This window comes from Amycolatopsis sp. NPDC049688 (genome assembly GCF_040674975.1).
GTDB lineage: Bacteria > Actinomycetota > Actinomycetes > Mycobacteriales > Pseudonocardiaceae > Amycolatopsis.
Genome location: NZ_JBFANY010000017.1, coordinates 128,188 through 152,672 on the forward strand (window position 1 = coordinate 128,188; position 24,485 = coordinate 152,672).

Sequence of the window (24,485 nt, forward strand, 5' to 3'; positions counted from 1 at the left end):
ATGACCGCGGTCACCGAACTCGCCGACGAGTTCGTCGAAGCGCTGTTCGCCGCCGATCCGCTGACGCCCGCGCTGCTGGGCGTCCGCCCGGCGGAGCCCGGCCTGCCGGATCTGTCCGCCGAGGCCGAACAGGCGTTCCGCGCGCGGCTCGCGGCGTTCCTCGACCGCGCCCGCTCGCTGGAGGCCGAGGACGCCGAAGACCGGGTGACCCGCGAGGTGCTGATCACCACGGCCGAGGACCGCATCGCGGCCATCGACAGCCGGCTGTCCGAGTTCACCGTCACCGACCTCTCCATCGGGACCGCGTCCGGCCTGCTGATGGCGTTGCCGATGACCACGGTGACGGCGGGGGAGACCGCGGAGGCCCAGCTCGGCCGGCTCGCCGCGATCCCGGCGTACCTCCGCCAGGCCGCCCGGCGGCACGCCGACGGCATCGCCGCGGGCCTGCTCCCGGTGGCCCACCTGGTCGACGCCGCGGTCGCGCACCTCGACCGCTACCTCGCCGACCCCCAGGCCGATCCGCTGCGCCGCCAGCCGGCCCCGGACGAGGCGTTCGAGCGGCGGCGGGACGAGCTGCTGGCCGACGTCGTCCGCCCGGCCTTCGCCGAGTACCGCGAATTCCTGGTCACCGAGGTGAAGCCGCACGGGCGCCCCGAGGACCGGCCCGGCCTGTCGTGGCTGCCGGGCGGCGCGGAGACGTACGCCGGCCTGGCGCGCATGCACACCACCACCGAGCTCACCCCGGACGAGCTGCACCGGATCGGCCTCGACACCATCGAAGCGCTCGCCGCCGAGTACCGGGAGCTGGGGCTGAAGGTGTTCGGCACCGACGACCTCGCCGAGATCTTCACGCGGCTGCGCACCGACCCGGCCCTGCGCTGGCGCAGCGCGGACGAGCTGATGGAGACCGCCCGCGCGGCCGTCGCCCGGGCGGCCGCGGAGGCCCCGAAGTGGTTCGGCCGGATCCCGGCGCAGCAGTGCACGGTCGAGGCGGTGCCGGCGGAGGTCGCGCCCGGCGCGCCCGCGGCGTACTACCTGCGCCCGGCCGTCGACGGCTCCCGGCCGGGGATCTACTTCGCGAACACCCACGAAGCCACCGAGCGCTTCCGGCACATGGCCGAGACGACCGCGTTCCACGAAGCCGTGCCGGGCCACCACTTCCAGCTCAGCATCGCGCAGGGGCTCACCGAGCTGCCGCTGCTGCGCCGCATCGGCGGCTTCAACGCCTACATCGAAGGCTGGGGGCTCTACAGCGAGCGCCTCGCCGACGAAATGGGGCTCTACTCCGACGACATCGCCCGCCTCGGCATGCTGGCCGGCGACTCGCTTCGGGCGGGCCGGCTGGTGGTCGACACGGGCCTGCACGCGCTGGGCTGGACCCGGCAGCAGGCCGTCGACTACCTGCTGGAGCACACGCCGGAGGCGCGTCCCGAAATCGAGTCCGAGGTCGACCGCTACATCGCGTGGCCGGGCCAGGCGCTGGGGTACCTGGTGGGGCGCCGGGAGATCCAGCGGGCGCGCACCCGCGCCGCGCAGCGGCTCGGCTCGCGGTTCGACGTCCGCGCGTTCCACGACCTCGTGCTGGCCGGCGGCCCGCTGCCGCTGTCGGTGCTCGCCACCGTCGTCGACGAGTGGGTGGCCGGGCACGGCGACACCGTCGACGGCCTGGCGGCCGAGCTCGTCGAGCTGTCGTTCGAGCAGGAACCGCTGTACCCGTCGGTGCTCGGCCTGCCCGGCGGTCACGACCGCCTCGCCGACCAGACCCGGGAGGCCCGGGAGCGGTTCCGGGCCGCGTACACCGGCATCGCCACCCGTGCGCGGGCGCTGGCCACCGACGGCCTGACGCCGGAAGAGGCCGTCACGCGTGAGGTGGTGATCGCCTCCGCCGAGGTGGAAGCCGACCGGCTCGGCGCGCGGGCCGCCGACCTCGCGGTCAGCGACGGGCTCACCTCGCCCGCGCTCGGGCTGCTGATGTACCTGCCGTACTACAAGCTGGACGACGAAAAGAAGGCCCGCGGTTACCTGGCTCGGCTGGGCGCCATCGAGCCGTTCCTCGCCGAGCTGACCGAGCGGCAGCGCGAAAGCCTGGCCGAAGGATTGGTGCCGCCGGCCTACCTCGCCCGCGTCGGCGTCGGCTACCTCGACCGGTACCTGTCCGCGCCGGAGAACGACCCCCTGAAGGTGAGCACGACAGCGGCGGTCGAGGACTTCGAAGCCGAGCGGGACAGGCTGCTCGCGGAGGTGGTCCGCCCGGCGTACGCGCGGTACCGGGACTTCCTCCGCACGGAGGTCGAACCGGCCGGGCGGCCGGACACCGCCCCGGGGATCTCCCACGTGCCGGGCGGGGCCGAGCGGTACGCCGCCCTGATCCGGGCGGAGACGACGACCGACCGCACGGCGCAGGAACTGCACGACACCGGGCTGGCACTGATCGAAAAGCTCGGCGAGGAGTACCGCGAGCTGGGCGCGAAGGTGTTCGGCACCACCGAACTCCCCGAGATCTTCGAGCGCCTGCGCACCGATCCGGCCCTGCGCTGGCGGGACGGCGAGGAGCTGCTGCTGGCGGCCCGGGAAGCCATTGCCCGCGCCGAAGCCGTCGCGCCGCAGTGGTTTTCGCGCATCCCGGCGGAGAAGTGCGAGGTCGCGCCGGTGCCCGAGGCCGACGCGGCGAGCGGCACGATCGCGTACTACCTCCAGCCGTCGCTCGACGGAACCCGTCCGGGCACGTACTACGCGAACACGTACGAAGCGGACAAGCGGCCGCGGTTCACCAGCGAGGCGATCGCCTTCCACGAAGCCGTGCCGGGGCACCACTTCCAGCTGAGCCTGGCCCAGGAACTGCAGGACCTCCCCCTGCTGCGGCGGATCGGCATGTTCAACGCCTACGCCGAAGGCTGGGGCCTCTACGCCGAGCGGCTCGCGGACGAGATGGGCCTGTATTCCGACGACGTCTCGCGGCTGGGCATGCTCACGCAGGACTCGATGCGGGCGGGCCGGCTGGTGGTCGACACGGGCCTGCACGCGCTGGGCTGGAGCCGGCAGCAGGCGATCGACTACCTGGTCGACAACACGCCGATGGCGCGGCTGGAGATCGAGGCGGAGATCGACCGGTACGTCGGCTGGCCCGGCCAGGCGCTCGGCTACATGGTGGGCCGGCTGGAGATCCAGCGGCTGCGTGCCGAGGCCGAACAGGCGCTGGGCGAGGCGTTCGACATCCGCGAGTTCCACGAAGTCGTGCTGGGGCACGGGATGCTGCCGCTGTCCGCGCTGGCCAAGGTGGTCACGGACTGGGTGGCCGCGCGGGGCGACACGCCCGGCAGGCTCGCCGACGAGCTGGTGGCGGTGAACTTCGAGCGGCAGCCGCTCTACCCGTCGGTGTTCGGCCTGCCCGGCGAGCACGACCGGCTGCCCGATCCCAGCGCGGAAGCCGCAGCCCGGTTCCGCTCCGCGTACGCGGCGATCGCCGCGCGCGCCGAGGCGATCGACCCCGCCGGGCTGCCGCCGGCCGAGCGCGTCACGCGGGACGTCGTGATCTCCCAGGCGAAAGCGCAGATCGACGAGATCGACTCCCGCCGGGCCGACATCTCGGTCAGCGACGGGATCGCCTCGCCCGCGCTGCAGCTGCTGCTCTACCTGCCGCAGACGGTGCTGGACGACGAGCCGAAGGTCCGCGGCTACCTGACCCGGCTGGCCGGGGTCGGCGGCTACCTCGACGCCCTGATCGGCCGTCAGCGCGCGGCGGTGGGCGAAGGGCTGGTGCCGCCGGAGTTCCTGGTGCGCATCGGCGTCGACTACGTCGACCGCTACCTCGGCGCGCCCGAGAGCGACCCGCTGCGGGTGACACCGCCGTATGCGCTCGACGGCTTCGAGGCCGAGCGGGACAGGCTGCTCGAAGAGGTCGTCCGGCCCGCGTACGCGCGGTATCGCGCCTTCCTGGCCGACGAGGTCGCGCCGGTGGCGCGGCCCGAGACGTCGCCGGGCATCGGCGACCTGCCGGGCGGGCCGGAGCGGTACGCCGCGCTGATCCGCGTGGAAACGACGACCGACCGCACGGCGCAGGACCTGCACGACACCGGGCTGGCGCTGATCGAAAAGCTCGGCGAGGAGTACCGCGAGCTGGGCGGGAAGCTGTTCGGCACCACGGACCTCGGGGAGATCTTCGACCGGATCCGGACCGACCCGGCGCTGCGCTGGCGGGACGGCGAGGAGCTGCTGGCCGGGGCCCGGGCCGCGATCACGCGCGCGGAAGCCGTGGCGGGGCAATGGTTTTCGCGGGTGCCGGAGCAGAAGTGCGAGGTCAGGCCGGTGCCCGAGGCCGACGCGGCGAGCGGCACGATCGCGTACTACTTGCGCCCGTCGCTAGACGGGACGCGCCCGGGGGTCTACTACGCGAACACGTACGAAGCGGACAAGCGGCCGAGGATCACCAGCGAGGCCGTCGCGTTCCACGAAGCCGTGCCGGGGCACCACTTCCAGCTGTGCCTCGCGCAGGACCTGAGCGGGCTGCCGCTGTTGCGCCGCATCGCCCACGTCAACGCCTACGCCGAGGGCTGGGGTCTCTACGCCGAGCGGCTGGCCGACGAGATGGGCCTGTATTCCGACGACGTCTCGCGGCTGGGCATGCTGACCCAGGACTCGATGCGGGCCGGGCGGCTGGTCGTCGACACCGGCCTGCACGCGCTCGGGTGGAGCCGGCAGCAGGCGGTCGACTACCTCGCCGAGCACACGCCGATGGCGCGGCTGGAGATCGAGGCGGAGATCGACCGGTACGCCGCCGATCCGGCGCAGGCCCTCGGCTACATGGTGGGTCGGCTGGAGATCCAGCGGCTGCGTGCCGAGGCCGAACAGGCGCTGGGCGAGGCGTTCGACGTCCGCGAGTTCCATGACGTCGTGCTGGGCAGCGGAACCCTGCCGCTGCCGGTGCTCGCCGGCGTCGTCGCGGAGTGGGTGGCGGCGCGCCGGGACACGCCCGACCGGCTCGCCGACGAGTGCCTGGAGCTGATGTTCGAGGCGCAGCCGCTGTTCCCGTCGCTGTACGGCCTGCCGGGCACCCACGACAAGCTCGCCGACCAGACCGCCGAAGCCGCGGCCCGGTACCGCGCCGGGCTCGCCGGGATCATCGCGCGGGCCGAGGCGATCGACGCGGCGGCGCTGCCGCCGGCCGAACGGGTGACCCGCGACGTCGTGATCTGGCAGGCTCGCACCCAGATCGACGTGCTGGACTCCGGCCGGGCCGACATCGCGGTCAGCGACGGGCTGGCCGCGCCGGCCCTCGAACTGCTGATGGCGCTGCCGCAGACGGTGCTCGACGACGAGGCCAAGGCCCGCGGCTACCTCAGCCGGCTCGAGGCGGTCGGCACGTACCTGGACCAGCTGATCGAGCGGCAGCGCGCCGCGCTCGCCGCGGGCCTGATCCCGCCGGAGTTCCTGGCGCGCATCGGCGTCGGCTACGTCGAGCGGTACCTCGGCGCGCCGGAGAACGACCCGCTGAAGGTGCCGGTCCACGGGCTCGAAGCCGAGCGCGACCGGTTGCTGGCCGAGGTGGTCCGGCCTGCGTACGCCCGGTACCGGGACTTCCTGGCCGGCGAGGTCGTCCCGGTGGCGCGGCCCGAGACGTCGCCGGGCATCGGCGACCTGCCGGGCGGCCCGGAGCGGTACGCGGCCCTGATCCGCGCGGAGACGACGACCGAGCGCACGCCCCAGGACCTGCACGACACGGGCCTGGCGATCATCGAGCAGCTGGCGGAGGAGTACCGCGAGCTGGGCGCGAAGGTGTTCGGCACGACCGACCTGGCGGAGATCTTCGACCGGATCCGCACGGACCCGGCGCTGCGCTGGCGCGACGGCGACGAGCTGCTGGACGCCGCCCGGGCGACGATCACGCGCGCGGAAGCCGTGGCGCCGCAGTGGTTCTCGCGGGTGCCGGCGGAGCGCTGCCAGGTCGCCCCGGTGCCCGCCGCGGAGGCCGAAAGCGGCTCGATCGCCTACTACATCGAGCCGTCCCTGGACGGTTCGCGGCCGGGGACGTACTACGCGAACACGCAGGAGGCGGACGAGCGCCAGCGGACCCTGGGGGAGGCGGTGGCGTTCCACGAAGCCGTGCCGGGGCACCACTTCCAGCTGGTGCTGGCCCAGCAGCTGACGGGCGTGCCGCTGCTGCGCCGGATCGCGATGTTCAACGCGTACGCGGAGGGCTGGGGCCTGTACGCGGAGCGCCTGGCGGACGAGATGGGCCTGTATTCGGACGACGTGGCCCGCCTCGGCCTCCTGACCCAGGACTCGATGCGCGCGGCGCGCCTGGTGGTCGACACGGGCCTGCACGCGCTGGGCTGGAGCCGCCAACGGGCGGCGGACTACTTGCGCGACAACACCCCGATGGCCCAGATCGAGATCGACGCCGAGATCGACCGCTACGCGGGCCACCCGGGCCAGGCCCTCAGCTACATGGTGGGCCGCCTGGAGATCGAGCGGCTGCGCGCGGAGGCCGAGCGGGCGCTGGGAGACCGGTTCGACATCCGCGAGTTCCACGACACGGTGCTGGGCAGCGGAACCCTGCCCCTGCCGGTCCTGGCGGACGTGGTGGCGGATTGGGTGGCATCGCGCGCCCCAGAGGACGGGAAGTGACGGAGCGGCAGGTCCGGCCAGGGCGGCAGCCGAGGGCGGCAACTCTCGGTGCGGCTTGCTGCGGGCGGGCTGGGCCCGCGGCCTTCCGAGCCGGCCGTTCGGCCCGCGTAGGGCGGCGGCCGAGGGTGGCTGCGGCCTGGTGCGGGTGGGATGAGCCAGTAGCGGCCGTCCAGGCCGGCGGTTCGGCTCGGGTGGGGCGGCAACCGAGGGTGACTGCCGTCGGTGCGGCTTGCTGCGGGTGGGATCGGAGGGCGGCAGCCGGGGGTGGCTGCGGCCTGGCGCCGGTGGGATGGGCCAGCAGCAGCAGCAGCAGCGGTCGGGCCGGCGGCGCGAAGGGGCGGCGGCCGCCTTGGCCCGCGGAGGGCAGCCACTGGTGGCGGCCGCCCCGGCCCGCGGCGCGGGCCGTCCGCGGCGAAGAATGAACGTGGCCTGGTCCGGTGCCGCCGGTGGTGCGGGGCCGGCCGACTACTCGGCGGCGGGAGCCGCCCGGGACGAGGAGTGAACGTGACCTGGCTCGACCTTGCCGACGACACGCCGTTCGGCCTGGACAACCTGCCCTACGGTGTCTTCTCCGCCGGGGGTGCGCCCGAACGCCGGATCGGCGTGCCCGTCGGTGACCACGTGCTCGACCTGACCGCCGCGGCCGCCGTGACCGCCGCCGCCTTCGCGCCGCTGCTCACCGCCGGGGTGCTCAACCCGCTGCTCGCCGCCGGGCCCGGCACCTGGCGGGACGTGCGCGCGAGCGTCACGGAATGGCTCACCGAACCCCGGTACGCCGGCCAGCTCCGGCCGCACCTGGTGCCGCTGGCCGAGGTGACCACCCACCTCGCGTTCGACGTCGCCGACTACGTCGACTTCTACTCCAGTGAGCACCACGCCCTCAACGCCGGCAAGATCTTCCGGCCCGACGCGGCCGAGCTGCCGCCGAACTGGAAGCACCTGCCGATCGGCTACCACGGCCGGGCCGGCACCGTCGTGGCGTCCGGCACGCCGGTCGTCCGGCCGCACGGGCAACGCAAGCCCCGCAACGCCGACGCGCCGTCGTTCGGCCCGTCGCAGCGGCTGGACATCGAGGCGGAGGTCGGGTTCGTCGTCGGCGTCCCGTCCACCGTGGGCACTCGGGTGTCCACAGCGGACTTCGCGGACCACGTGTTCGGCGTCTGCCTGGTCAACGACTGGTCGGCGCGCGACATCCAGGCCTGGGAGTACCAGCCGCTGGGCCCGTTCCTCGGCAAGTCCTTCGCGACGTCGGTGTCGCCGTGGATCGTCCCGCTGGCCGCGCTGGAGCACGCGCGCGTCGACGGCCCGCCGCAGGACCCGGAGCCGTTCGAGTACCTGCGGACCGGCGAGAAATGGGGCCTGGACCTGGCCCTGGAGATCCGGCTCAACGGCCACCTCGTGTCGAGCCCGCCGTTCGCGACCCAGTACTGGACGGCCCCGCAGCAGCTGGCGCACCTGACCGTCAACGGCGCGAGCCTGCGCACCGGCGACCTGTTCGCCTCGGGCACGGTGACCGGCCCGGAGCGCGACCAGCGCGGCTCGTTCCTGGAGCTGTCCTGGGGCGGCCGCGAGCCGTTCGAACTGCCGGGCGGGGTGAGCAGGACGTTCCTCGAAGACGGCGACGAGGTCGTGATCAGCGCGACCGCCCCCGGCCCGGGCGGCACGCGCATCGGCTTCGGCGACGTGCGGGGGACGGTCGTCCCGGGCTGAGAGTGGCGGTGCCCACACCGGAAGCCGCCGCCCGGCGCGCATAATGACGAGCGACTAAGCGCTCGTTCACCGCGGAAGGACGCCCATGAGGATCGGGACCGGGATCAGCTACTCCGGAGGCTTCGCCGAAAGCGTCGCCGACGTCGTCGAACTGGAGAAGGCCGGCCTCGACGTCGTCTTCGTACCGGAGGCGTACTCGTTCGACGCGGTCAGCCAGCTCGGCTACCTGGCCGCGAAGACCGAGCGCGTCCAGCTGGCGTCGGGCATCTTCCAGATCTACACCCGCACGCCGACGCTGACCGCGATGACCGCGGCCGGCCTCGACTTCGTCTCCGACGGACGGTTCATCCTCGGGCTGGGGGCGTCCGGCCCGCAGGTCATCGAGGGGTTCCACGGCGTGAAGTACGACGCGCCGCTGGGCCGCACCCGCGAGATCGTCGAGGTGTGCCGCCAGGTGTGGCGCCGCGAGCGCGTGGTGCACGAGGGCAAGCACTACACGATCCCGCTGCCGCCGGAGCAGGGCACCGGGCTCGGCAAGCCGCTCAAGCTGATCAACCACCCGGTGCGGGAGCGGATCCCGGTGCTGCTGGCCTCGATCGGCCCGAAGAACGTCGCCCTGACGGCCGAGATCGCGGAGGGCTGGCAGCCGATCTTCTTCCACCCGGAGAAGGCCGCCGACGTCTGGGGCGCATCCCTGGCGGAGGGCAAGGCCAAGCGCGACGCGGCCCTGGGCGAACTGGACACGTACGTGACGGTGGCCCTGGCCATCGGCGACGACGTGGAGCCGCTGCTGGACCACGTGCGGCCGATCCTGGCCCTGTACATCGGCGGAATGGGCGCGCGCGGCAAGAACTTCTACAACGACCTGGCCTGCCGCTACGGCTACGAGGCGGAGGCGAAGCTGATCCAGGACCTGTACCTGGACGGCAAGAAGGAGGAGGCGGCCGCGGCGGTCCCGCTGGAGCTGCTGCGCGCGATTTCGCTGGTCGGCCCGAAGGGGTACGTGAAGGAGCGCCTGGCGGCGTTCGCGGCCGCGGGAGCGACGACGCTGGTGGTGAACCCCCTGCAGCCGGGCCGCGAAGGCCGGGTGGCGGCGGTGTCGCAGCTGCGCGAGCTGATCGGCTGAGCCGGAAGCCCGCGGCAGCGGGTGGCTGAGGGGTGTCGGGCCGGGTGACTGCCCGCTCGCCGGGGCGGTTCCGCCACGCGAGCTGGTGGTTGCCGGCCCGGCAGCCTGTGGGTGGCCCGGATGTTTGAGCTCACCGGCCGCGGGGGCGCCCCCCCGTTTTCCACTTTACCGGCGAGCACCGACAATTCCGCGCCGCTCAACCGTGGACAACGTCCAGGCCGGGGCGGGATCGGTGGCGGCTTGCCTGCTGCGCCCCTGGGTGATGGGCCGCACGGCGGCCGGGGCGCCTGGTGCGCGCCCGCAGGCGCTCGCGCGAGCTGGGTCAAGCCGGGGTCGCGTACACCGCCACCCGTGCCCCGCCGAGCCCGGCGCTGTCGTAACTCCCGTCGCTCGTGATCAGCCGCAGCTCCGGCCCTGTGCCCTCCGGGGCCACCAGGGTGCTGTCCGGCTCGTTCGCCGGGAACAGCGTCACCCGGCGGACCGCGAACCTCGTCTCGTGCCCGTGGGCGTCGCGGACCGTGATCGCAGCGCCCGGCTTCAGGCGCGCCAAGCGGGCGAAGGCGCCGGCGGCGTAGCCGAAGCCCGCGTGACCCGACAACACCGCGACACCCGGGGATCCCGGGGCCGGGCCGTCGCTGAACCAGCCCACCCCCAGCGCCGTGCCCGGCTGCTCGCGGCGGCCCGCCGTGCGGCCCAGTGCGACCAGGTGGTTCAGCTGCAGGTCGAGGTCGGGGACCAGCAGCGCCGCCGGCGGTGGGGCGGCCGTCACGCGGTCCGCCGCCTCCGCGCCCGGGGTCACCGGGGAGGCCGGCGCCAGCACCGACGTGACCCCGAGCAGGACGCAGCCCAGCCCGGCCACGACCGCGAGCACGACGGCAGCGGGCCGCACGAGTTCGGAGCGTCGCTCCATCACGTTCCCCTGCTCCACACGGTTCCGATGTCTCCTGAATCGTCGTCCGGCGGCGTGCGTTACCGAATCGTGTCCAGGGGCACAACGATTCACTCAATCGGGTTATCTCACTGTGACCTTCGCAGCAGATGGGCACGTCCGGTGGGGTGCAAAACCGTAAATACGCGGCAAGAACGCGTGAGATCCGACATCATTGCATGTTTCAAACCGTCGAACTGGGGATATTCAACCGGACGGAAGTGGAGGTGCGCCCAGCTGTGCGGAAAATCGAAGAGCCCGCGGTGGGTGTGCTGGACGTCGGCTCGTTCAGCGCGCGGCTCGTCGTCGTGCCGGTCGACGGGTCGCCGCGGGAGCCGCTGGTCAACCACCAGACCCGGCTGCGCCTCGACCGCGAGCTGGACGCCCGCGGCCGGCTCTCCGACCGGGGCATCGAGGCCGTCACGGCCGCCGTCGCCGCCGGCATGACCACCGCCTACCACCACGGCGTCAGCGACGTCTACCCGTTCGCCACCTCCTCGATCCGCGACGCGGCCAACGCGGCCGACGTCGTCCGGCACGTCGCCGGCGAAACCGGGGTCGAGCTGCGGTTCCTCTCCGGCCGCTGCGAGGCCGAGCTGACCTACCTCGCCGCCCGCCGCTGGTACGCCGACGAGCCCGGGCCGATGCTGGTGCTCGACATCGGCGGCGGGACGGTCGAGCTGGCCGCCGGCCGCGGCGAGAAGGCCACCTTCGCGCGTTCGCTCCCGCTGGGCGCCCGGTCCATGACGCGGGACTGGCTGCCGTCCGAGCGCGTGTCGAACAAGCAGGTCAAGGCGCTGCGCGCGCACGCTCTCGACGTCGTGACCACCACGCTCGGGGCCGCCGAGGTCGACGATCCGCGGGTCGTCGGCTGCTCAAAGGTGCTGCAGCAGCTCGCGCGGCTCGCAGGCGCCCGCCCCGGCAAGTGCAAGGAGCTGCGGCTCGACGACCTCCGCGCGTGGATCCCGCGGCTGGCCGCGCTGCCGCCGTCGAGGCGGGCCGAGCTGCCGGGCATCTCCCGCAGCCGCGCCCACCAGGCGCTGGCCGGCGCCGTCGTCGCGGAAGCCCTGCTGATGGTGGCCGGCGGCAAGGTGACGATCTGCCCCTGGTCGACCCGCGACGGCCTGCTGCTCAGCCTGCAGGACAAGGCGCGGGCGGCGGCGAAAAGCGCGGCCTGATCCGCTGGCCCCGTGCGGGAAAACCGGGTATTCCGGAAAGCATGAGCGAGCAGCAGCGCATCCACGGCCGTGACGACGATGACGACGAGCTTCCGAAGCTCCCGACCCCCGGGCAGCTGACGCACGACGTGCCGACCGCCCCGGACCCGGACGTCAGCCCGGGCGGGACCGAGGAAATCCCGGCCCCGCCCGCGCGGGACGACGTCGTCAGCGACCTTCCTCAGTGATCGGATTGGCCGGCTCGGCGTACTGACGCACCGCTTCCGAGTCCCGCCGCATCGGGGCCCGGCCGGGCGGCTGCTTCGGCGTCGGGCCCGCGTCGATCTTCGGGATCGGGTACCGCTGCGGCTCCGCCGTGACGGTGATGCGCTCGCCGTGGTGCAGCACTTCGAGGGGGTCGCCGGCCACCACGTGGTAGGTGACCTGGTCGGGGTCGATCTCGACCTGGAACCGGGTGCCGCGGAACATCAGGCGGAACGTGATCCGCCCGAGCTGCGGGGGCAGCCGCGGGGCGAACGCGAGGGTCCCGCCGTGGTCGCGCAGGCCGCCGAACCCGGCCACGGCGCCCTGCCACGCCCCGGCCAGCGACGCCATGTGCAGGCCGTTGCGGACGTTGTTGTGCACGTCGTGCAGGTCGGTGAGGGCGGCTTCGGCGAGGTAGTCGTACGCCAGCTCCAGGTGGCCCACCTCGGCCGCGATGACCGCCTGCGTTCCCGCCGACAGCGAAGAGTCCCGCACCGTCCGGGCTTCGTAGTAGGCGAAGTTGCGGGCCTTCTCCTCCGGGCTGAACGAGTCGCCGCACAGGTGCAGCGCCAGCACGAGGTCCGCCTGCTTCACGACCTGCTTGCGGTACAGGTCGAAGTACGGGTAGTGCAGCAGCAGCGGGTAGTGTGCCGCAGGGGTGTTTTCGTAGTCCCACTCGTCGTGGTCGAGGAAGCCCTCCGACTGCGGGTGCACGCCGAGTTCTTCGTCGTAGGGCAGGTACATCGCCGCGGCGGCCGCGCGCCAGGAGTCCAGCTCGACGGTGTCGACGCCGAACCGGGCTGCGACCTCGGGGTGCCGCTCGCACGACGCCGCGGCTGCCTGCAGGTTCCGCCGGGCCATCAGGTTCGTGTAGACGTTGTTGTCCGCCACCGCGGAGTACTCGTCCGGCCCGGTGACGCCGTCGATGCGGAACGTCCCGTGCCGGTCGTGGTGGCCCAGCGAAGCCCACAGCCGTGCGGTTTCCAGCAGCAGCTCGGTGCCGTAGGCGCGCTCGAACTCCTCGTCGCCGGTCGCGTTGAGGTAGCGCAGGACGGCGTCGGCGATGTCCGCGCTGACGTGGAACGCCGCCGTGCCCGCCGGCCAGTACGCCGAGCACTCGGCGCCGTTGATCGACCGCCAGGGGAACGCCGCGCCGCGCAACCCCAGCTGGTGCGCGCGTTCGCGGGCTTTGTCCATTGTGGAGTGCCGCCAGCGCAGCGCGTCGCGCGCCGCGTCCGGGATCGTGTAGGTGAGCACCGGCAGGACGAAGGACTCGGTGTCCCAGAAGGCGTGCCCGTCGTAGCCGGGCCCGGTCAGCCCCTTGCCGGCGATCGCGCGGCTCTCGCCGCGGGCCCCGGCCTGCAGGATGTGGAAGAGGGCGAAGCGGACCGCCTGCTGCAGTTCGGGATCGCCCTCGATCTCGATGTCCGACGTCCGCCAGTAGTCGTCCAGGAATTCGCGCTGCTCGGTGAGCAGGCCCTTCCAGCCCGTCTGGCGGGCGCCGGCGAGCGCCGCCTCGACCTGCGACCGCAGCGCGGGCACCGACCGCTGCGCGGACCAGCCGTAGGCGAGGAACTTGGTGATCCGCAGCCGCCCGCCCTTCGGCACGTCGACCGCGACGGTCAGGCGCGCCAGGTCCTCTTCGGAGTGGATGCGGGCGCGGATCCCGTCGTCCACCTCGATCTTGTGGTCCATCGCCGCGGCCATCCGCAGTCCGGAGCGGCGGGTCCGGTGCACCAGCACGGCGTTGTAGTCCGACGCGCGGTGGAACTCGCCGACCAGCGGCGATTCCAGCGCGGCGGCCACCCGCGGGTCGCTCGTGTCGGACTCGATCGGCTCGTTGGCCAGCAGGTCCGACTGGACGACCAGCTGCAGGTCCTCGTCGAGCGGCTCGACCTCGTACCGGATCGCGGCGATCGCGCGCTGGGTGAACGACACGAGCCGCTCGGTGCGCACGCGGACCCGCCGCCCGGTCGGCGACGACCACTCCGTGGTCCGCGACAGCGTGCCCTTGCGGAAGTCCAGCACCCGGTCGTGCGCGGTGGCGGCGCCGTAGCGCATGTCGAGCGGTTCGTCCTCGACGAGCAGCCGGATGATCTTGCCGTCGGTCACGTTGACGACGGTCTGGCCCTCTTCGGGGTAGCCGTAGCCGGCCTCGGCGTAGGGCAGTTCGTGCTGTTCGTAGAAGCCGTTGAGGTACGTGCCGGGCAGCCCGCGCGGCTCGGCCTCCTCGAGGGTGCCGCGCAGCCCGATGTGGCCGTTGGACACCGCGAACGCCGATTCGGTGCGCTGCAGGGCGTCGACGTCCATGCCGCGCCACCGCAGTTCCCACGGCGAGCACTCGTAGCCGTGCGGTTCGGTCATCGGTCCTCCAGGAGGTCGGCGAGGTCGTCGACGACGATGTCGGCCCCGTGGGCCCGCAGTTCCGCGGCCTGGTCGGCGCGGTTCACGCCGACCACGTACCCGAAGCCGCCGGCCTTACCGGCCTGGACGCCGGACTGGGCGTCCTCGAAGACGGCCGCGTGCGCGGGTTCGACGCCGAGCGCCGCGGCGCCGGCCAGGAACGAGTCCGGGGCCGGCTTGCCCTTCAGGTGCTGTTCGCGGATGACGATGCCGTCGATGCGCGCTTCGACGTACTTGCTCAGGTCGGCGCCGTCGAGGACCTTCGCGCCGTTCGCCGACGACGTCACCACGGCGATCCGGAGCCCGGCGGCCTGCACCGCTTCGAGGTAGCGCACCGAACCCGGGTAGGGGTTCACCCCCCGTTCGTCGATGATCTTGAGGACCAGTTCGTTCTTGCGGTTGCCCACGCCGTTGACGGTCGGGGCGTCCACCGGGTCGTCCGGTTCGCCCTCGGGCAGCGTGATTCCCCGTGACCGCAGGAACTCCCGCACGCCGTCGGCGCGCGGGCGGCCGTCCACGTGGGCGGCGTAGTCGAGGTCGGTGAACTCGGCGAACCCGGCGCCGTCGCGGGCGCGCAGGAACTCGTCGAACGTCCGCTTCCAGGCTTCGCGGTGGAGGATCGCCGTGCCGGTCAATACTCCGTCGAGGTCGAACAGGCAGGCGGTGATGGTGTCCGGCAATCCCGTCATGCCCGCACGCTACCGGTCCGAGGGGTCGTTCGCGGGATGTGGGCGCACGCGGTGGATGAGTTCGTGCACGGTGGCGTCCGCCAGCCGGTACCGCACCACCCGGCCGTCGCGTTGCGGCGTGACCAGCCCGTGGGCCCGCAGCAGCCGCAGGGCCTGCGACACCGCCGTGTCGGTCATGCCGGTCGCCGCGGCGAGGTCGGTGACGCTGATCTCGCGGGCGTAGTGGATGGACACCAGCAGCGCGAGCCGGGACGGGTCGGCGACCACGGAGAAGCGCCGGGCCCACTCGTCGATGACGGCGCGGTCGCCGAGCCCGTCGACCGCCGCCGCGACGCGTTCCGGGTCGATCGGCTTGCGGTCGGTGCTCACCCCCGGATGATTCCACCCGCGGCGCGGGCGGACCACCGGTGGCCTGGGTCACGACGCGCTTGACGCTCGCCGGCCCACCGGGCGACGATTAAGACAGTTGTCATAACCGAGGAGTCCGCATGACCGACGTCGAAGACCGGGTCCGCTCGAAGACCATCACGTGGCAGGACCCGCTGGCGTCGGCCCGGCTCGGCGCCACGATGTCCGGTCTGGAGTACATGACGGCGATCGCCGAGGGCCGCGTGCCGCCGGCGCCGATCGCCGCCCACTTCGGGATGCGCTGGGACCACATCGCGGTGGGCGAGGTCGTGGCGGTCGCCGAGCCCGACGAGTCCCTGTACAACCCGATCGGCATGGTCCACGGCGGCGTGGCGGCGACGATGCTGGACTCGGTGATCGGCTGTGCGGTCCACACGACGCTGCCGGCGGGGGTGGGGTACGCGTCGGTGGAGCTGAAGGTGAGCTACCTGCGCGCGATCCACGCGGGCCGCGGCGAAATCCGGGCGACGGGCCGGGTGGTGAAGGAAGGCTCGCGGATCGCCTTCGCGGAGGGCGAGATCCGCGACGCCGCGGGGAAGCTGCTGGCCACGGCGTCGGGGACCTGCGTGATCACGCGCTAGACGTTGTTGCGGCACACGGGATTCACCGCGGCGGCCGGACCCGCCGTGCGCGAACGGCGTCGTCACCGCCGAAGCGGCCGATGACCGACGCCAGCAGTTCCCGGGCGTCGTCGACGCGTTCGGCGCCGTACTCCGCGACGAGCTCGTCCTGAAGGTCCCGCCGCAACTCGCGGGTTGTCTCGACGGCGGCCAGTGCGTGCGCGGTCAGGTGCAGCAGCTTCGTGCGCGCGTCCGCCGGATCGGGCTCGCGGCGCAGCAGCCCCCGGCGTTCGAGGTCCGCGACCGCTTTCGACGCCGCCTGCTGGGTCACGCCCATCCGTTCGGCCAGCGCGGTGATGGACAGGGGCGCGGCCAGGACGTGCTGGATCACGACGCCGTCGTTGAACCGCAGCTCGCCGAAGCCCCGCGTGGTGAGGCGCCGCTGGACCTCGTCGGTCATCGCCCAGCCCGCGAAGAGGGCCGTGAGCGAGAGGTCGAGGGTGCTAGGATGCACAACCATGGTTGTGGAATCTAGCAGGGTGCCGGCCGAGCTGGCCGAAGGGTTCGTCCGCGTGGCGCACCGGATCGTGTGGTGCACGCTGGTCACCGTCGACCGCCGGGGAAGACCGCGGTCCCGGGTCGTCCACCCGATCTGGGAGCCGGGGCCGGAGGGCCTGACGGGCTGGCTGTTCACCCGGCCGACGCCGTTGAAGCTCGCGCACCTGAAGGCGTCGCCGTACGTGTCGTGCTCGTACTGGGACCCGCAGCACGAGGTGGCGGTGGCGGAGTGCCGCGCCGAGTTCGCGGACGACGAGGCGACCCGCAAGTACTTGTGGGACTTGTTCGCCTCGGCACCGGAGCCGCTGGGTTACGACCCGAAGATCCTCGGGGGCGAGGACCACCGGGACCCGAAGATCACGGTACTGCGCCTGACCCCCTGGCGAATCTCGGCCGGCGGCGAGGCTTGGCGGGCTGCCTAGGACTCAGTCCCAGCGGACCGGGAGCCGGTCGATCCCGTAGATCGGGTGGGCGTGGCGGAACGGCAGCTCACCCGTGGGAACGGCGAGCCGGAGCCCGGGCAGGCGCCGCAGCAGCGCGGACAGCGCGACGCGGAGTTCGAGGCGGGCGAGGTGATGGCCGAGGCACAGGTGTTCGCCGTGCCCGAAGGCGAGGTGGTGGTTGGGGCTGCGAGCGAAGTCCGCCGCGTCGGGGTCGGCGAACTCGCCGGGATCGCGGTTGGCGACGTCGGCGGCGGCGATGACCCCCTCGCCGGCGCGGATGGTCACGTCACCGAGCCGGACGTCTTCGGTCGCGACGCGGCGGCGGCCGAGGTGGGTGATCGTCAGCAGCCGCAGCAGTTCGTCGACCGCGGTCGCCGGGGCCCCGCTCCGGAAAACCTCGGCGTGCTCCGGGTTGTCCAGCAGGAACGCGGTGGAGAGGGCGATCTGGTTGGCGGTGGTTTCGTGGCCGGCGACCAGCAGCAGGATCGCCGTGGCCACCGCGTCGGCCCGCGAAAGCGCGCCGGTGGCGACCTGCCCGGCGCTCAGCCGGCCCAGCAGGTCATCGGTGGGGCGGGTGCTTCGCCGGTGCAGCAGGGTGCCGAGGTAGCGGGCGAGTTCCGCGGTGGCGGCCCGGTTGGCGTCGCCGCCGGCGGAGTCGTCCAGCATCGCGCGGGCGCGGTCTTCGAAGAAGGCGTGGTCCTCGTAGGGCACGCCGAGCAGTTCGCTGATGACGATGGACGGCAGCGGCAGCGCGAACCCGGCGACCAGATCCGCGGGCCGGGGCCCGGCGGCCAGCTCGTCCAGCAGGCGCGCGGCGGTGCGTTCGATCGCCGGCCGCAGCGCTTCGACGCGGCGGACGGTGAACTCGCCGATGAGCATCCGGCGCAGCCGGGCGTGCTCGGGACCGTCCATGGAGATGAACGAGCCGCGGCCCGTCCGCCGGCCGCGGCTCGCCGGGCCGCGCGCGGGGTAGCCGGGCCGGGTGGGGTCGACGCTGAACCGCCGGTCGGCGAGCACCGCGCGGACGTCGTCGTAGCGGGTGAGCAGCCACGGCGTGCTGCCGTCCCAGATCCGGACCCGGCTGATCGGTGCCTCGCGCTGCAGCTCGGCGAGCCGGGGCGGTGGCGTGTACGGGCACGTGCGGGGCAGCGGGAAGGTCATGCTTTCTCCTTCGCGGCGGGCTGGTCGGCGAGGCGTTCGAGCAGGGGAGCGGCCAGCCGGAGGACCCCGCGCTCGGTCTCGCCGAGCGCGCCGAACGCGGTGGCGAGCCACTCGTCGCGTTCGCGCATGTCGGCTTCCAGGGCGGCTGCCCCCGGCTCGGTGAGGCCGAGGACGACGCTGCGTCCGTCGTCTTCGTTGCGCGAGCGGCTGATCAGCCCGTCGGCCTCCAGTTCGGTGAACACCTTCGTCAGCGCCTGCGGCCGCTGCGCGTCGGCGGCGGCGATCTCGCCCGGGCTGCTCGCGCCGTGCCGGGAGAGGTAACCCAGCACGCCCACCTTGGCGGGGCTCAACGCCCCCGCGGAGCGGCTGCCGCGCAACCGCCGGGCGAGCCGGAGCACGCTCCGGCGGACCGCCTGCACCGTCTCCTCGTCGTCCACGAGTTAGTACTATATTCAGTACTAAATCGCGGCCGCAAGCGATCAGCTACCGAGATTTAGTCAACTACTTGTTACTTCTTATGGGATGTTCAGGCGGCGCCGACGCGGCGCTCGAAGACCAAGCCCTCCGCCGCCCGCAGCCCTACGCTGATCGCGCCCGTCAGCACCGCGTCCTCGCCCAGCTCACCCTGGACCACCTTCGGCACCAACGGCGTGAACGCGCGCAACGCCCGGTCGATCGGTTCCAGCAGCAGGTCAGCCGCCGTGCCCATGCCGCCGCCCAGGACGATCAGCTCGGGGTCGATCACCGCCGCCACCGAGGCCACCGTGTACGCCAGGCGGTCCGCCTCCGTCTCCACCGCGCGCCGCGCCAGTTCGTCGCCTTCGCGGGCCAGGCGGAACACCTCGCGGGCCGATTTCGCCGTGCCCAGGCCGAGTTCGCGGGCGCCCTGGACCACCGACTGGGCCGCCGTCGCCTCTTCGAGGTGGCCGCGGGCCGGTGGGGTCGACGGCTCGTCGGCCGCGCGCGTGCGGCCGTACGGGAGGTAGCCGATCTCGCCCGCCGCGCCGGTGGCGCCGCGGAACACCCGGCCGTCGACCATCATGCCCATGCCGACGCCGGTGCCGATCGTGATGCAGCCGAACACCGACGCGCCCCGGGCCGCGCCGCTCTCCCACTCGCCGACCGCCGTCAGGTTCGCGTCGTTCTCCACCATCAGGTCCGGGCCCAGCGCCGCCTCGAGGTCGTCGATCAGGCCCGCGCGGCCCCAGCCCGGCAGGTTCGGCGCGTGCCGGAAGCACCGCTTCTCCGGATCGGCGACGCCGGGGGAGCCGACCACGCGGACAACGATGTCGGCCGCCGAAAGACCGGCCTCCGCGACCGCCGAAGCCGCGATCTTCCCGACCGCCGTCACCAGGGCCGCGCCCGAGCGGGCCGTGTTGCGCTCGTCGCGGCGCGCCACGAGCGCGCGGCCGAGGTCCGACACCGCGACCCGGATGTGCTCGCGGCCGATGTCGACCCCCAGCACGTACCCCGCGGTCGGGTCGGCCTCGTACAGCACCGCCGAGCGGCCGGTGCCGGTGGAGGTCTGCCCGGTCGGCCGCGCCAGGCCGGCGGCCTCCAGGGCCAGCAGGGCCTGGCTGACCGTCGGCTTCGACAGCCCGGTGTCCTTCGCCACCTGCGGCCGGGTCGCCGGCCCGCCGCGGCGCAGCAGGTCCAGCACCGCCCGCTGGTTGATCTTGCGCATCCCGGCGGGGGTACCGACCGTGGGAACTTCTACGCCGGCCACCCGTGCCCGCCTCCTGTCGTCCTCGTGCTCCCTGCCACGCTAGCCGTCCGCGTCCCGGTTCCGCCGGAATACGCCCGCTCCGGGACCCGTTGACCGGGGCATGAGCACTCCGGTACGCGGCCGGGTCCGCGTGGCACACGGCGCGAAGCGGGTACGGGTGTTCCTCGGCGGGCAGGTCGTCGCGGACACGGTGCACCCCCTCCTGGTGTGGGAAGTTCCGTACTACCCCACGTACTACATCCCGCGCGCGGACGTCGTGAGCGGTGTTCTCACCCCCTCCGGCCGGACGGCGCACTCGCCGAGCCGCGGAGAAGCTGTTCTGTCGACGATAAAGGGTGCCGCAGCCGAGGCGGTGGACGGCGCGCTGGAGTACCCGGATTCGCCGGTCGAGGAGCTCCGGGACCACGTCCGGTTCGAGTTCGGCGCGTTCGACTGGTTCGAAGAGGACGAACAGATCTTCACCCACCCGCGCGACCCGGGGGTCCGGGTGGACATCCTGCCGAGCTCGCGGCACGTCCGGATCGAGGTCGGCGGCGTGACGGTCGCCGACTCGGTGCGCCCGCACCTGCTGTTCGAGACCGGCCTGCCGACCCGCTACTACCTGCCGCGCGTCGACGTCCGGATGGACCTGCTGCAGAAGATCGACGTCGTGACGCACTGCCCGTACAAGGGCGCCGCCGAGCACTTCGACGTGGCCGGGCACGGGGACCTCGCCTGGAGCTACCCGACGCCGCTGCCCGAGAGCGCCCGCGCCGCCGGCCTGGTGGCGTTCCTCGACGAGAAGGTGGACGTCTTCGTCGACGGCGTCCTCCAGGAGAAGCCGAAGACGAAGTTCGCCTAAGCGTCCGGCAGCCAGTTCCCGTGGAAGCCCGCGGGCACCCGCTGCGGGAGGTGGACCGTCGCCACCGGCGCCGCGGCGAGGTTCCCGGCGTCGAGCACGACGAGGTCGCTGCGGTCCTCCGCCGCGTCGTGGACGTAGGTGAGCAGCCAGCCTTCGCCGTCCTCGGCGGGGACGAACACCGCCTCGCCGGGGAGACGCCCGGGCGCGAAGACGTGCTCGGTCGAGGTGCCCGCGTGCAGGTCGTAGCGGCGCAGGACGTCGTGGCCGGTGACGTGCCCGAAGCGCGCGTCGGACCCGGTGAGCCGGTCGTCGATGCGGGGGAACTCGCCCGGGCGGTCGTCCAGCCGGTCCTCGGTGACCGTGCCGGCCGCGAGGTCGATCGTCCAGCGCCACAGCGACGCCGGCGGGTCTTCGTGGCCCGCCCACCACTGGTGGTCGTAGCGCATGACGTGCACGACGATCCGGCCGTCCGGCGTGTCGAACGCGTTGAGCGTGTGGAAGACGTAGCAGGGCTCGATCTCCAGCCAGCGGACGCCGGCTTCGGGCCGGTCGCGGCGCAGCACGCCGAGCCGGGCGCCGTAGCCGGTGTCCCAGCGGTAGGGCATGCCCTGGCCGACCGACGCCCGGTCGAACACCACCGGCAGGTCGTAGAACACGACGTGCTCCGCGGTGAGCGCGAAGTCGTGCATCATCGTCAGCCCCGGCACGTCGATCGGCTGCTTGACGACAAGCTTCCCGGCCGCGTCGGCGCGGTAGTAGCCCACGTGCGGGGCGGTGATGCTGCCGTAGCCGAAGAAGTGCAGCTCGCCGGTCGCGGGGCAGATCTTCGGGTGCGCGGTCATCGCGTCGGCCAGTTCGCCGCCGAAGTCGTACACGCCCACGGTTTCCAGGTCCGTCGTGATCTCGTATGGCAACGACGACTCGACGAGCGCGAGCGTGCGGCCGGCGTGGTTCACGACGTGCGTGTTGGCGACGCTGCTGTGCAGGTTCCGCGTGCCGTCTTCGTTGTACGGCTTGAGGTCCGGGTTTTCGAAGCTTTCGGTCCGCACCCAGCGGTTGCGGTACCAGGCGGCGCGGCCGCGTTCGAGGCGGACGCCGTGGACCATGCCGTCGCCGGTGAACCAGTGCTTGCTGTCCCCGCGCGGGTTCGGGCCGTTGCGCAGGTACCAGCCGGTCAGCTCGGGCGGCAGGGCGCCGGTCACCGGCAGGTCGAACGCGGTCAGCTCGTCGTGGACGGGCGCGTAGGCGCCGGTGAGGTGGAAGCCGGTGGTGGTCATGCGGCGGCCCGGGCCCGGACGATGCGCGGGTAACGGATGGTGAAGGCGACGGGGACGGCGAAGCAGAGCACCTTGAGCGCGATCAGCGCGAAGGTGGCGTGCGGCGCGAAGTTCAGCAGGGCGATGCCCGCGATCCCGCCGACGGTGAAGCTCGCCGCCCAGACCAGCGTGATGACGACGTTGACGCGCTTGAAGAGCGGGTTGCTCCAGAGCGCCTCCGGGGTCGACATACGGGCGATGCCGAGGGTGAACGGCTTCCCGATGGCGAGCGAGCCCCACGCGGTGAGCGCCAGCCACGCGTCGGTGAGCGCGCCGGTGTAGGTCTTCAGGGGGGAGGCGGGGAAGCTGAACGCGACGGCGGTGAGCAGGGCGAAGAAGGCGAACCCGCTCCACTCGATGATCAGTGTGTCCGCCGGGCGGCCGTCGCGGCGGGCGAGCAGCAGCAGCGCGGCGGAGATCACCAGGCCGGTGAGCCCGGACCAGCGCCAGTCGAACTGCGTCGCGACGACGGCGAACGCGATCCACGGGAGCAGGCTCTTCAGGTAGTTCACGACGGTCCTTCCCGACATTCCAACATTGACATGTCGAAGCTAGAACGTGCCGGTTGGACATGTCAATAGTGGAATGTCATCATGGGGCCATGAGCCTTCGACACGCGGTGCTGGGGATGCTGGCCGACGAACCCGGAAGCGGCTACGACCTGCTGAAACGGTTCGAGCGGGCGATGGCCAGCGTCTGGCCCGCGACGCAGAGCCAGCTCTACGGCGAGCTCGGCAAGCTGGAGGCCGCGGGCATGATCCGCGTCCTCGCCGAGGGGCCGCGCGGGCGCAAGGAGTACGAGATCACCGAAGCCGGGCTCGAGGAGCTGCGGCACTGGCTGATCGAGGTCGAACCCGGCGGGCCGCCGCGCAGCGCCACCCTGTTGCGGGTGTACTTCCTCGGCTCGGTCGCCCCGGACCAGGCTCGCGGCTACCTCGCCTCGATGGGGGAGTCGGGGCGGGAGCGCGAGCGGCGGCTCGAGGAGCTGGAAACCACGATCGACTGGGGCGAGGACAACCAGTCGCTGTACGGCCGGCTCGTCCTGGAGTGGGGCAAGCGCTTCTCCGTCATGCAGCGCGAGTGGGCCGAGTGGGCGGTCAAGCAGGTCGAGTGACCGGCGTATAACGCCCTACCCGGCGCTGGTCAGGCCGCGTGGCGGCCGTGGGCCTGGCGGCGGAAACCCCGCACCCGTGGCCGTGGCGCCGCCGGTGCGTCCACAGTGGACCCGGACGTCGGCGCGCCTTCGTCCGCCGTCGCCGCGGGAACCGGCGTGCCCCGGCCGCGGTGCGCTCGGTGCACCGCGTACAACAACGCCAGCCCGAGCACCACGAGCAGGTGAGTGGCCAGCCGGGACAGCGTCACCTGGCCTGCCGCCAGGTCGCCCGCGGACCACACCAGGAGCACGCCGACGAACCCGGTCAGCAGCGGCAGCTGGCCGCCCGCCGTCTGCGGCCGCAGGGCCGCGGTCAGCAGGCCGATGCCGACCGCCAGGTTCCAGGCGCCGCTTTCGTGGCCGAGGTGGATGCCGCCGTGCGCGGTCCCGAGCAGCTCCGCGAACGCCAGCCCCAGCTGGGCGATCGCCACCACGGTCAACGCGACCCGCAGTCCCCAGCCCTCGCCGGACGGCGCCGGCGTGCGTTCGAGGATCGCCGCGGTGAGGTCCGGTACCGGCGGTGCCGGGCGCAGCAGCATCGCGCGCCGCAGCCGTTCCGCGCCGGCGAACCACTCCTGGCAGGCCGCGCAGGACGCCAGGTGCTCGTCGGGCGACGCCGGCTCCGCCTCACCGTCCAAACGGGCCGAAAGCGCTTCACGGCATTCCTCGCACTCCATGGTCGAGTAGTCGGACGGCGGATCCGCGGAGTTCCCGGTCATTGCCTCCGTCTTCCTCCCCGCCGCCACCCTCAATCGAGGCGCTTCGCGCCGCTGTATGTTCTCGGATCATGACTCACCGTGAGGACGACGACCGCGTCACGGCCCTGGCTCTCGCCGCCGGGCGCGGGGACCGGCGCGCCCTGGAGGAGTGGGTCCGCGCCACCCAGGCCGACGTCTGGCGCTTCCTCGCGCACCTCACCGACGCCTCGGCCGCGGACGACCTGACGCAGGAGACCTACCTTCGCGCCTTCGGGAGCCTTCGCCGCTTCGCGGGACGCTCGTCGTCTCGGACCTGGCTGCTGGCCATCGCGCGCCGGGTGGTCGTCGACCAGATCCGGGCGGCCGGCGCGCGGCCCAAGATCGCCGACACCGACTGGGAAGCCGCCGCCGAGCGCACCCGCGATCCCGCGGCCGGCTTCGAGGACCTCGTCGAACTGGGGTTGCTGCTCGACGGGCTGGAGCCCGAACGCCGTGAGGTGCTCGTGCTGACCCAGGTCCTCGGGCTGTCCTACGCCGAAGCCGCCGACATCTGCGGCTGCCCGGTCGGCACCGTCCGCTCCCGCGTGGCCCGCGCCCGCGAGGACCTGATCCAGGCCCGGCGCGCCCGCGGGGCCGGCTGAACCAGCCCGTTGCGCCGTCCGGCACTGTGGCGGCGCACACATTCGGCGGCTTCCGCTGTCATCTCGTCACAGAGATGGG

General features: G+C 73.0%; 22 protein-coding genes. 11 read left to right on the plus strand and 11 right to left on the minus strand.

The annotated features are described in order from the left end of the window. From AB0J55_RS37490 to AB0J55_RS37505, 4 genes are all read left to right on the plus strand, one after another. Complete coding sequence (locus tag AB0J55_RS37490; RefSeq protein WP_364259907.1) at positions 1-6,624, plus strand: DUF885 domain-containing protein; 6,624 nt, start codon at positions 1-3, stop codon at positions 6,622-6,624. A 289-nt stretch (positions 6,625-6,913) separates the two neighbouring features. Beyond that, positions 6,914-7,126, plus strand: coding sequence for a hypothetical protein (locus tag AB0J55_RS37495; protein WP_364259910.1), 213 nt, complete (start codon positions 6,914-6,916; stop codon positions 7,124-7,126). Beyond that, positions 7,123-8,334, plus strand: coding sequence for a fumarylacetoacetase (fahA, locus tag AB0J55_RS37500; RefSeq protein WP_364259913.1), 1,212 nt, complete (start codon positions 7,123-7,125; stop codon positions 8,332-8,334). Before AB0J55_RS37495 ends, fahA begins: the two co-directional genes overlap by 4 nt. A gap of 85 nt (positions 8,335-8,419) precedes the next feature. After that, entirely contained in the window at positions 8,420-9,460 is a 1,041-nt protein-coding gene (locus AB0J55_RS37505; RefSeq protein ID WP_364259916.1) for an LLM class F420-dependent oxidoreductase, read from the plus strand. A 322-nt stretch (positions 9,461-9,782) separates the two neighbouring features. Here AB0J55_RS37505 and AB0J55_RS37510 read toward each other — a convergent pair whose 3' ends face one another. After that, positions 9,783-10,370 (minus strand): class F sortase, encoded by a 588-nt coding sequence (locus tag AB0J55_RS37510; protein WP_364259919.1) that lies wholly within the window; start codon positions 10,368-10,370, stop codon positions 9,783-9,785. Between the two features lie 257 nt (positions 10,371-10,627). Here AB0J55_RS37510 and AB0J55_RS37515 point away from each other — a divergent pair, with 257 nt between their 5' ends. Both AB0J55_RS37515 and AB0J55_RS37520 read left to right on the plus strand, forming a co-directional pair. Next, the gene (locus tag AB0J55_RS37515; protein WP_364259922.1) at positions 10,628-11,566 is read left to right on the plus strand and encodes an exopolyphosphatase; all 939 of its coding nucleotides are present in this window, start codon (positions 10,628-10,630) and stop codon (positions 11,564-11,566) included. 41 nt (positions 11,567-11,607) lie between these two features. Next, positions 11,608-11,793: a hypothetical protein gene (locus AB0J55_RS37520; protein WP_364259925.1), complete on the plus strand. Its 186-nt coding sequence runs from the start codon at positions 11,608-11,610 to the stop codon at positions 11,791-11,793. On the opposite strand, the gene AB0J55_RS37525 is transcribed toward AB0J55_RS37520, so the two are convergent. From AB0J55_RS37525 to AB0J55_RS37535, 3 genes are read right to left on the minus strand one after another with little or no spacing between them, the layout of a single operon-like run. After that, positions 11,774-14,173 carry a glycosyl hydrolase family 65 protein gene (locus AB0J55_RS37525; protein WP_364259928.1) on the minus strand — a complete coding sequence of 800 codons (2,400 nt, stop codon included), beginning with the start codon at positions 14,171-14,173 and terminating at the stop codon, positions 11,774-11,776. The genes AB0J55_RS37520 and AB0J55_RS37525 overlap by 20 nt on opposite strands. Then, positions 14,170-14,901 carry a beta-phosphoglucomutase family hydrolase gene (locus AB0J55_RS37530; RefSeq protein WP_364259931.1) on the minus strand — a complete coding sequence of 244 codons (732 nt, stop codon included), beginning with the start codon at positions 14,899-14,901 and terminating at the stop codon, positions 14,170-14,172. Before AB0J55_RS37530 ends, AB0J55_RS37525 begins: the two co-directional genes overlap by 4 nt. A 9-nt stretch (positions 14,902-14,910) precedes the next feature. Continuing rightward, positions 14,911-15,270, minus strand: coding sequence for a metalloregulator ArsR/SmtB family transcription factor (locus tag AB0J55_RS37535; protein WP_364259934.1), 360 nt, complete (start codon positions 15,268-15,270; stop codon positions 14,911-14,913). Between the two features lie 119 nt (positions 15,271-15,389). On the opposite strand from AB0J55_RS37535, the gene AB0J55_RS37540 reads away from it, so the two are divergent. Then, positions 15,390-15,890, plus strand: coding sequence for a PaaI family thioesterase (locus tag AB0J55_RS37540; RefSeq protein WP_364259937.1), 501 nt, complete (start codon positions 15,390-15,392; stop codon positions 15,888-15,890). A gap of 22 nt (positions 15,891-15,912) precedes the next feature. On the opposite strand, the gene AB0J55_RS37545 is transcribed toward AB0J55_RS37540, so the two are convergent. Further along, on the minus strand, positions 15,913-16,389 hold the full coding sequence (locus AB0J55_RS37545; RefSeq protein ID WP_364259940.1) for a MarR family transcriptional regulator: 477 nt from the start codon (positions 16,387-16,389) through the stop codon (positions 15,913-15,915). On the opposite strand from AB0J55_RS37545, the gene AB0J55_RS37550 reads away from it, so the two are divergent. After that, on the plus strand, positions 16,388-16,849 hold the full coding sequence (locus tag AB0J55_RS37550) for a pyridoxamine 5'-phosphate oxidase family protein (protein WP_364259943.1): 462 nt from the start codon (positions 16,388-16,390) through the stop codon (positions 16,847-16,849). The genes AB0J55_RS37545 and AB0J55_RS37550 overlap by 2 nt on opposite strands. A gap of 3 nt (positions 16,850-16,852) precedes the next feature. On the opposite strand, the gene AB0J55_RS37555 is transcribed toward AB0J55_RS37550, so the two are convergent. The 3 genes from AB0J55_RS37555 to AB0J55_RS37565 form a co-directional block, all read right to left on the minus strand. After that, the gene (locus AB0J55_RS37555) at positions 16,853-18,031 is read right to left on the minus strand and encodes a cytochrome P450 (RefSeq protein WP_364259946.1); all 1,179 of its coding nucleotides are present in this window, start codon (positions 18,029-18,031) and stop codon (positions 16,853-16,855) included. Then, the gene (locus AB0J55_RS37560) at positions 18,028-18,468 is read right to left on the minus strand and encodes a MarR family transcriptional regulator (protein WP_364259949.1); all 441 of its coding nucleotides are present in this window, start codon (positions 18,466-18,468) and stop codon (positions 18,028-18,030) included. Before AB0J55_RS37560 ends, AB0J55_RS37555 begins: the two co-directional genes overlap by 4 nt. Positions 18,469-18,557: 89 nt before the next feature. Further along, on the minus strand, positions 18,558-19,757 hold the full coding sequence (locus AB0J55_RS37565) for an ROK family protein (RefSeq protein ID WP_364259951.1): 1,200 nt from the start codon (positions 19,755-19,757) through the stop codon (positions 18,558-18,560). Positions 19,758-19,857: 100 nt separating this feature from the next. Here AB0J55_RS37565 and AB0J55_RS37570 point away from each other — a divergent pair, with 100 nt between their 5' ends. Continuing rightward, a complete protein-coding gene (locus AB0J55_RS37570) occupies positions 19,858-20,598 on the plus strand; it encodes a DUF427 domain-containing protein (protein WP_364259954.1) in 741 nt (246 codons plus the stop codon). Here the strand turns inward: AB0J55_RS37570 and AB0J55_RS37575 are convergent. Further along, positions 20,595-21,875 carry a carotenoid oxygenase family protein gene (locus AB0J55_RS37575; RefSeq protein ID WP_364259957.1) on the minus strand — a complete coding sequence of 427 codons (1,281 nt, stop codon included), beginning with the start codon at positions 21,873-21,875 and terminating at the stop codon, positions 20,595-20,597. The two genes, AB0J55_RS37570 and AB0J55_RS37575, sit on opposite strands and share 4 nt — an antisense overlap. Next, entirely contained in the window at positions 21,872-22,426 is a 555-nt protein-coding gene (locus AB0J55_RS37580) for a hypothetical protein (protein WP_364259960.1), read from the minus strand. Before AB0J55_RS37580 ends, AB0J55_RS37575 begins: the two co-directional genes overlap by 4 nt. Before the next feature lie 89 nt (positions 22,427-22,515). Here AB0J55_RS37580 and AB0J55_RS37585 point away from each other — a divergent pair, with 89 nt between their 5' ends. Next, a complete protein-coding gene (locus tag AB0J55_RS37585) occupies positions 22,516-23,028 on the plus strand; it encodes a helix-turn-helix transcriptional regulator (RefSeq protein WP_364259963.1) in 513 nt (170 codons plus the stop codon). 29 nt (positions 23,029-23,057) lie between these two features. Here AB0J55_RS37585 and AB0J55_RS37590 read toward each other — a convergent pair whose 3' ends face one another. After that, positions 23,058-23,786: a zf-HC2 domain-containing protein gene (locus AB0J55_RS37590; RefSeq protein ID WP_364259966.1), complete on the minus strand. Its 729-nt coding sequence runs from the start codon at positions 23,784-23,786 to the stop codon at positions 23,058-23,060. 68 nt (positions 23,787-23,854) lie between these two features. Between AB0J55_RS37590 and sigC the strand changes: the two genes are divergently transcribed. Further along, positions 23,855-24,406, plus strand: coding sequence for an RNA polymerase sigma factor SigC (gene sigC, locus AB0J55_RS37595; protein ID WP_364259969.1), 552 nt, complete (start codon positions 23,855-23,857; stop codon positions 24,404-24,406). Positions 24,407-24,485 lie beyond the last annotated feature (79 nt).

Coding starts and splice junctions, on each gene's coding strand:
- AB0J55_RS37490 (WP_364259907.1), top strand. CDS start 1: ATGACCGCGGTCACCGAACTCGCCGACGAGTTCGTCGAAGCGCTGTTC.
- AB0J55_RS37495 (WP_364259910.1), top strand. CDS start 6,914: ATGGGCCAGCAGCAGCAGCAGCAGCGGTCGGGCCGGCGGCGCGAAGGG.
- AB0J55_RS37505 (WP_364259916.1), top strand. CDS start 8,420: ATGAGGATCGGGACCGGGATCAGCTACTCCGGAGGCTTCGCCGAAAGC.
- AB0J55_RS37510 (WP_364259919.1), bottom strand. CDS start 10,370: ATGGAGCGACGCTCCGAACTCGTGCGGCCCGCTGCCGTCGTGCTCGCG.
- AB0J55_RS37520 (WP_364259925.1), top strand. CDS start 11,608: ATGAGCGAGCAGCAGCGCATCCACGGCCGTGACGACGATGACGACGAG.
- AB0J55_RS37525 (WP_364259928.1), bottom strand. CDS start 14,173: ATGACCGAACCGCACGGCTACGAGTGCTCGCCGTGGGAACTGCGGTGG.
- AB0J55_RS37530 (WP_364259931.1), bottom strand. CDS start 14,901: ATGACGGGATTGCCGGACACCATCACCGCCTGCCTGTTCGACCTCGAC.
- AB0J55_RS37540 (WP_364259937.1), top strand. CDS start 15,390: ATGACCGACGTCGAAGACCGGGTCCGCTCGAAGACCATCACGTGGCAG.
- AB0J55_RS37550 (WP_364259943.1), top strand. CDS start 16,388: ATGGTTGTGGAATCTAGCAGGGTGCCGGCCGAGCTGGCCGAAGGGTTC.
- AB0J55_RS37545 (WP_364259940.1), bottom strand. CDS start 16,389: ATGGTTGTGCATCCTAGCACCCTCGACCTCTCGCTCACGGCCCTCTTC.
- AB0J55_RS37555 (WP_364259946.1), bottom strand. CDS start 18,031: ATGACCTTCCCGCTGCCCCGCACGTGCCCGTACACGCCACCGCCCCGG.
- AB0J55_RS37570 (WP_364259954.1), top strand. CDS start 19,858: ATGAGCACTCCGGTACGCGGCCGGGTCCGCGTGGCACACGGCGCGAAG.
- AB0J55_RS37575 (WP_364259957.1), bottom strand. CDS start 21,875: ATGACCACCACCGGCTTCCACCTCACCGGCGCCTACGCGCCCGTCCAC.
- AB0J55_RS37585 (WP_364259963.1), top strand. CDS start 22,516: ATGAGCCTTCGACACGCGGTGCTGGGGATGCTGGCCGACGAACCCGGA.
- AB0J55_RS37590 (WP_364259966.1), bottom strand. CDS start 23,786: ATGACCGGGAACTCCGCGGATCCGCCGTCCGACTACTCGACCATGGAG.
- sigC (WP_364259969.1), top strand. CDS start 23,855: ATGACTCACCGTGAGGACGACGACCGCGTCACGGCCCTGGCTCTCGCC.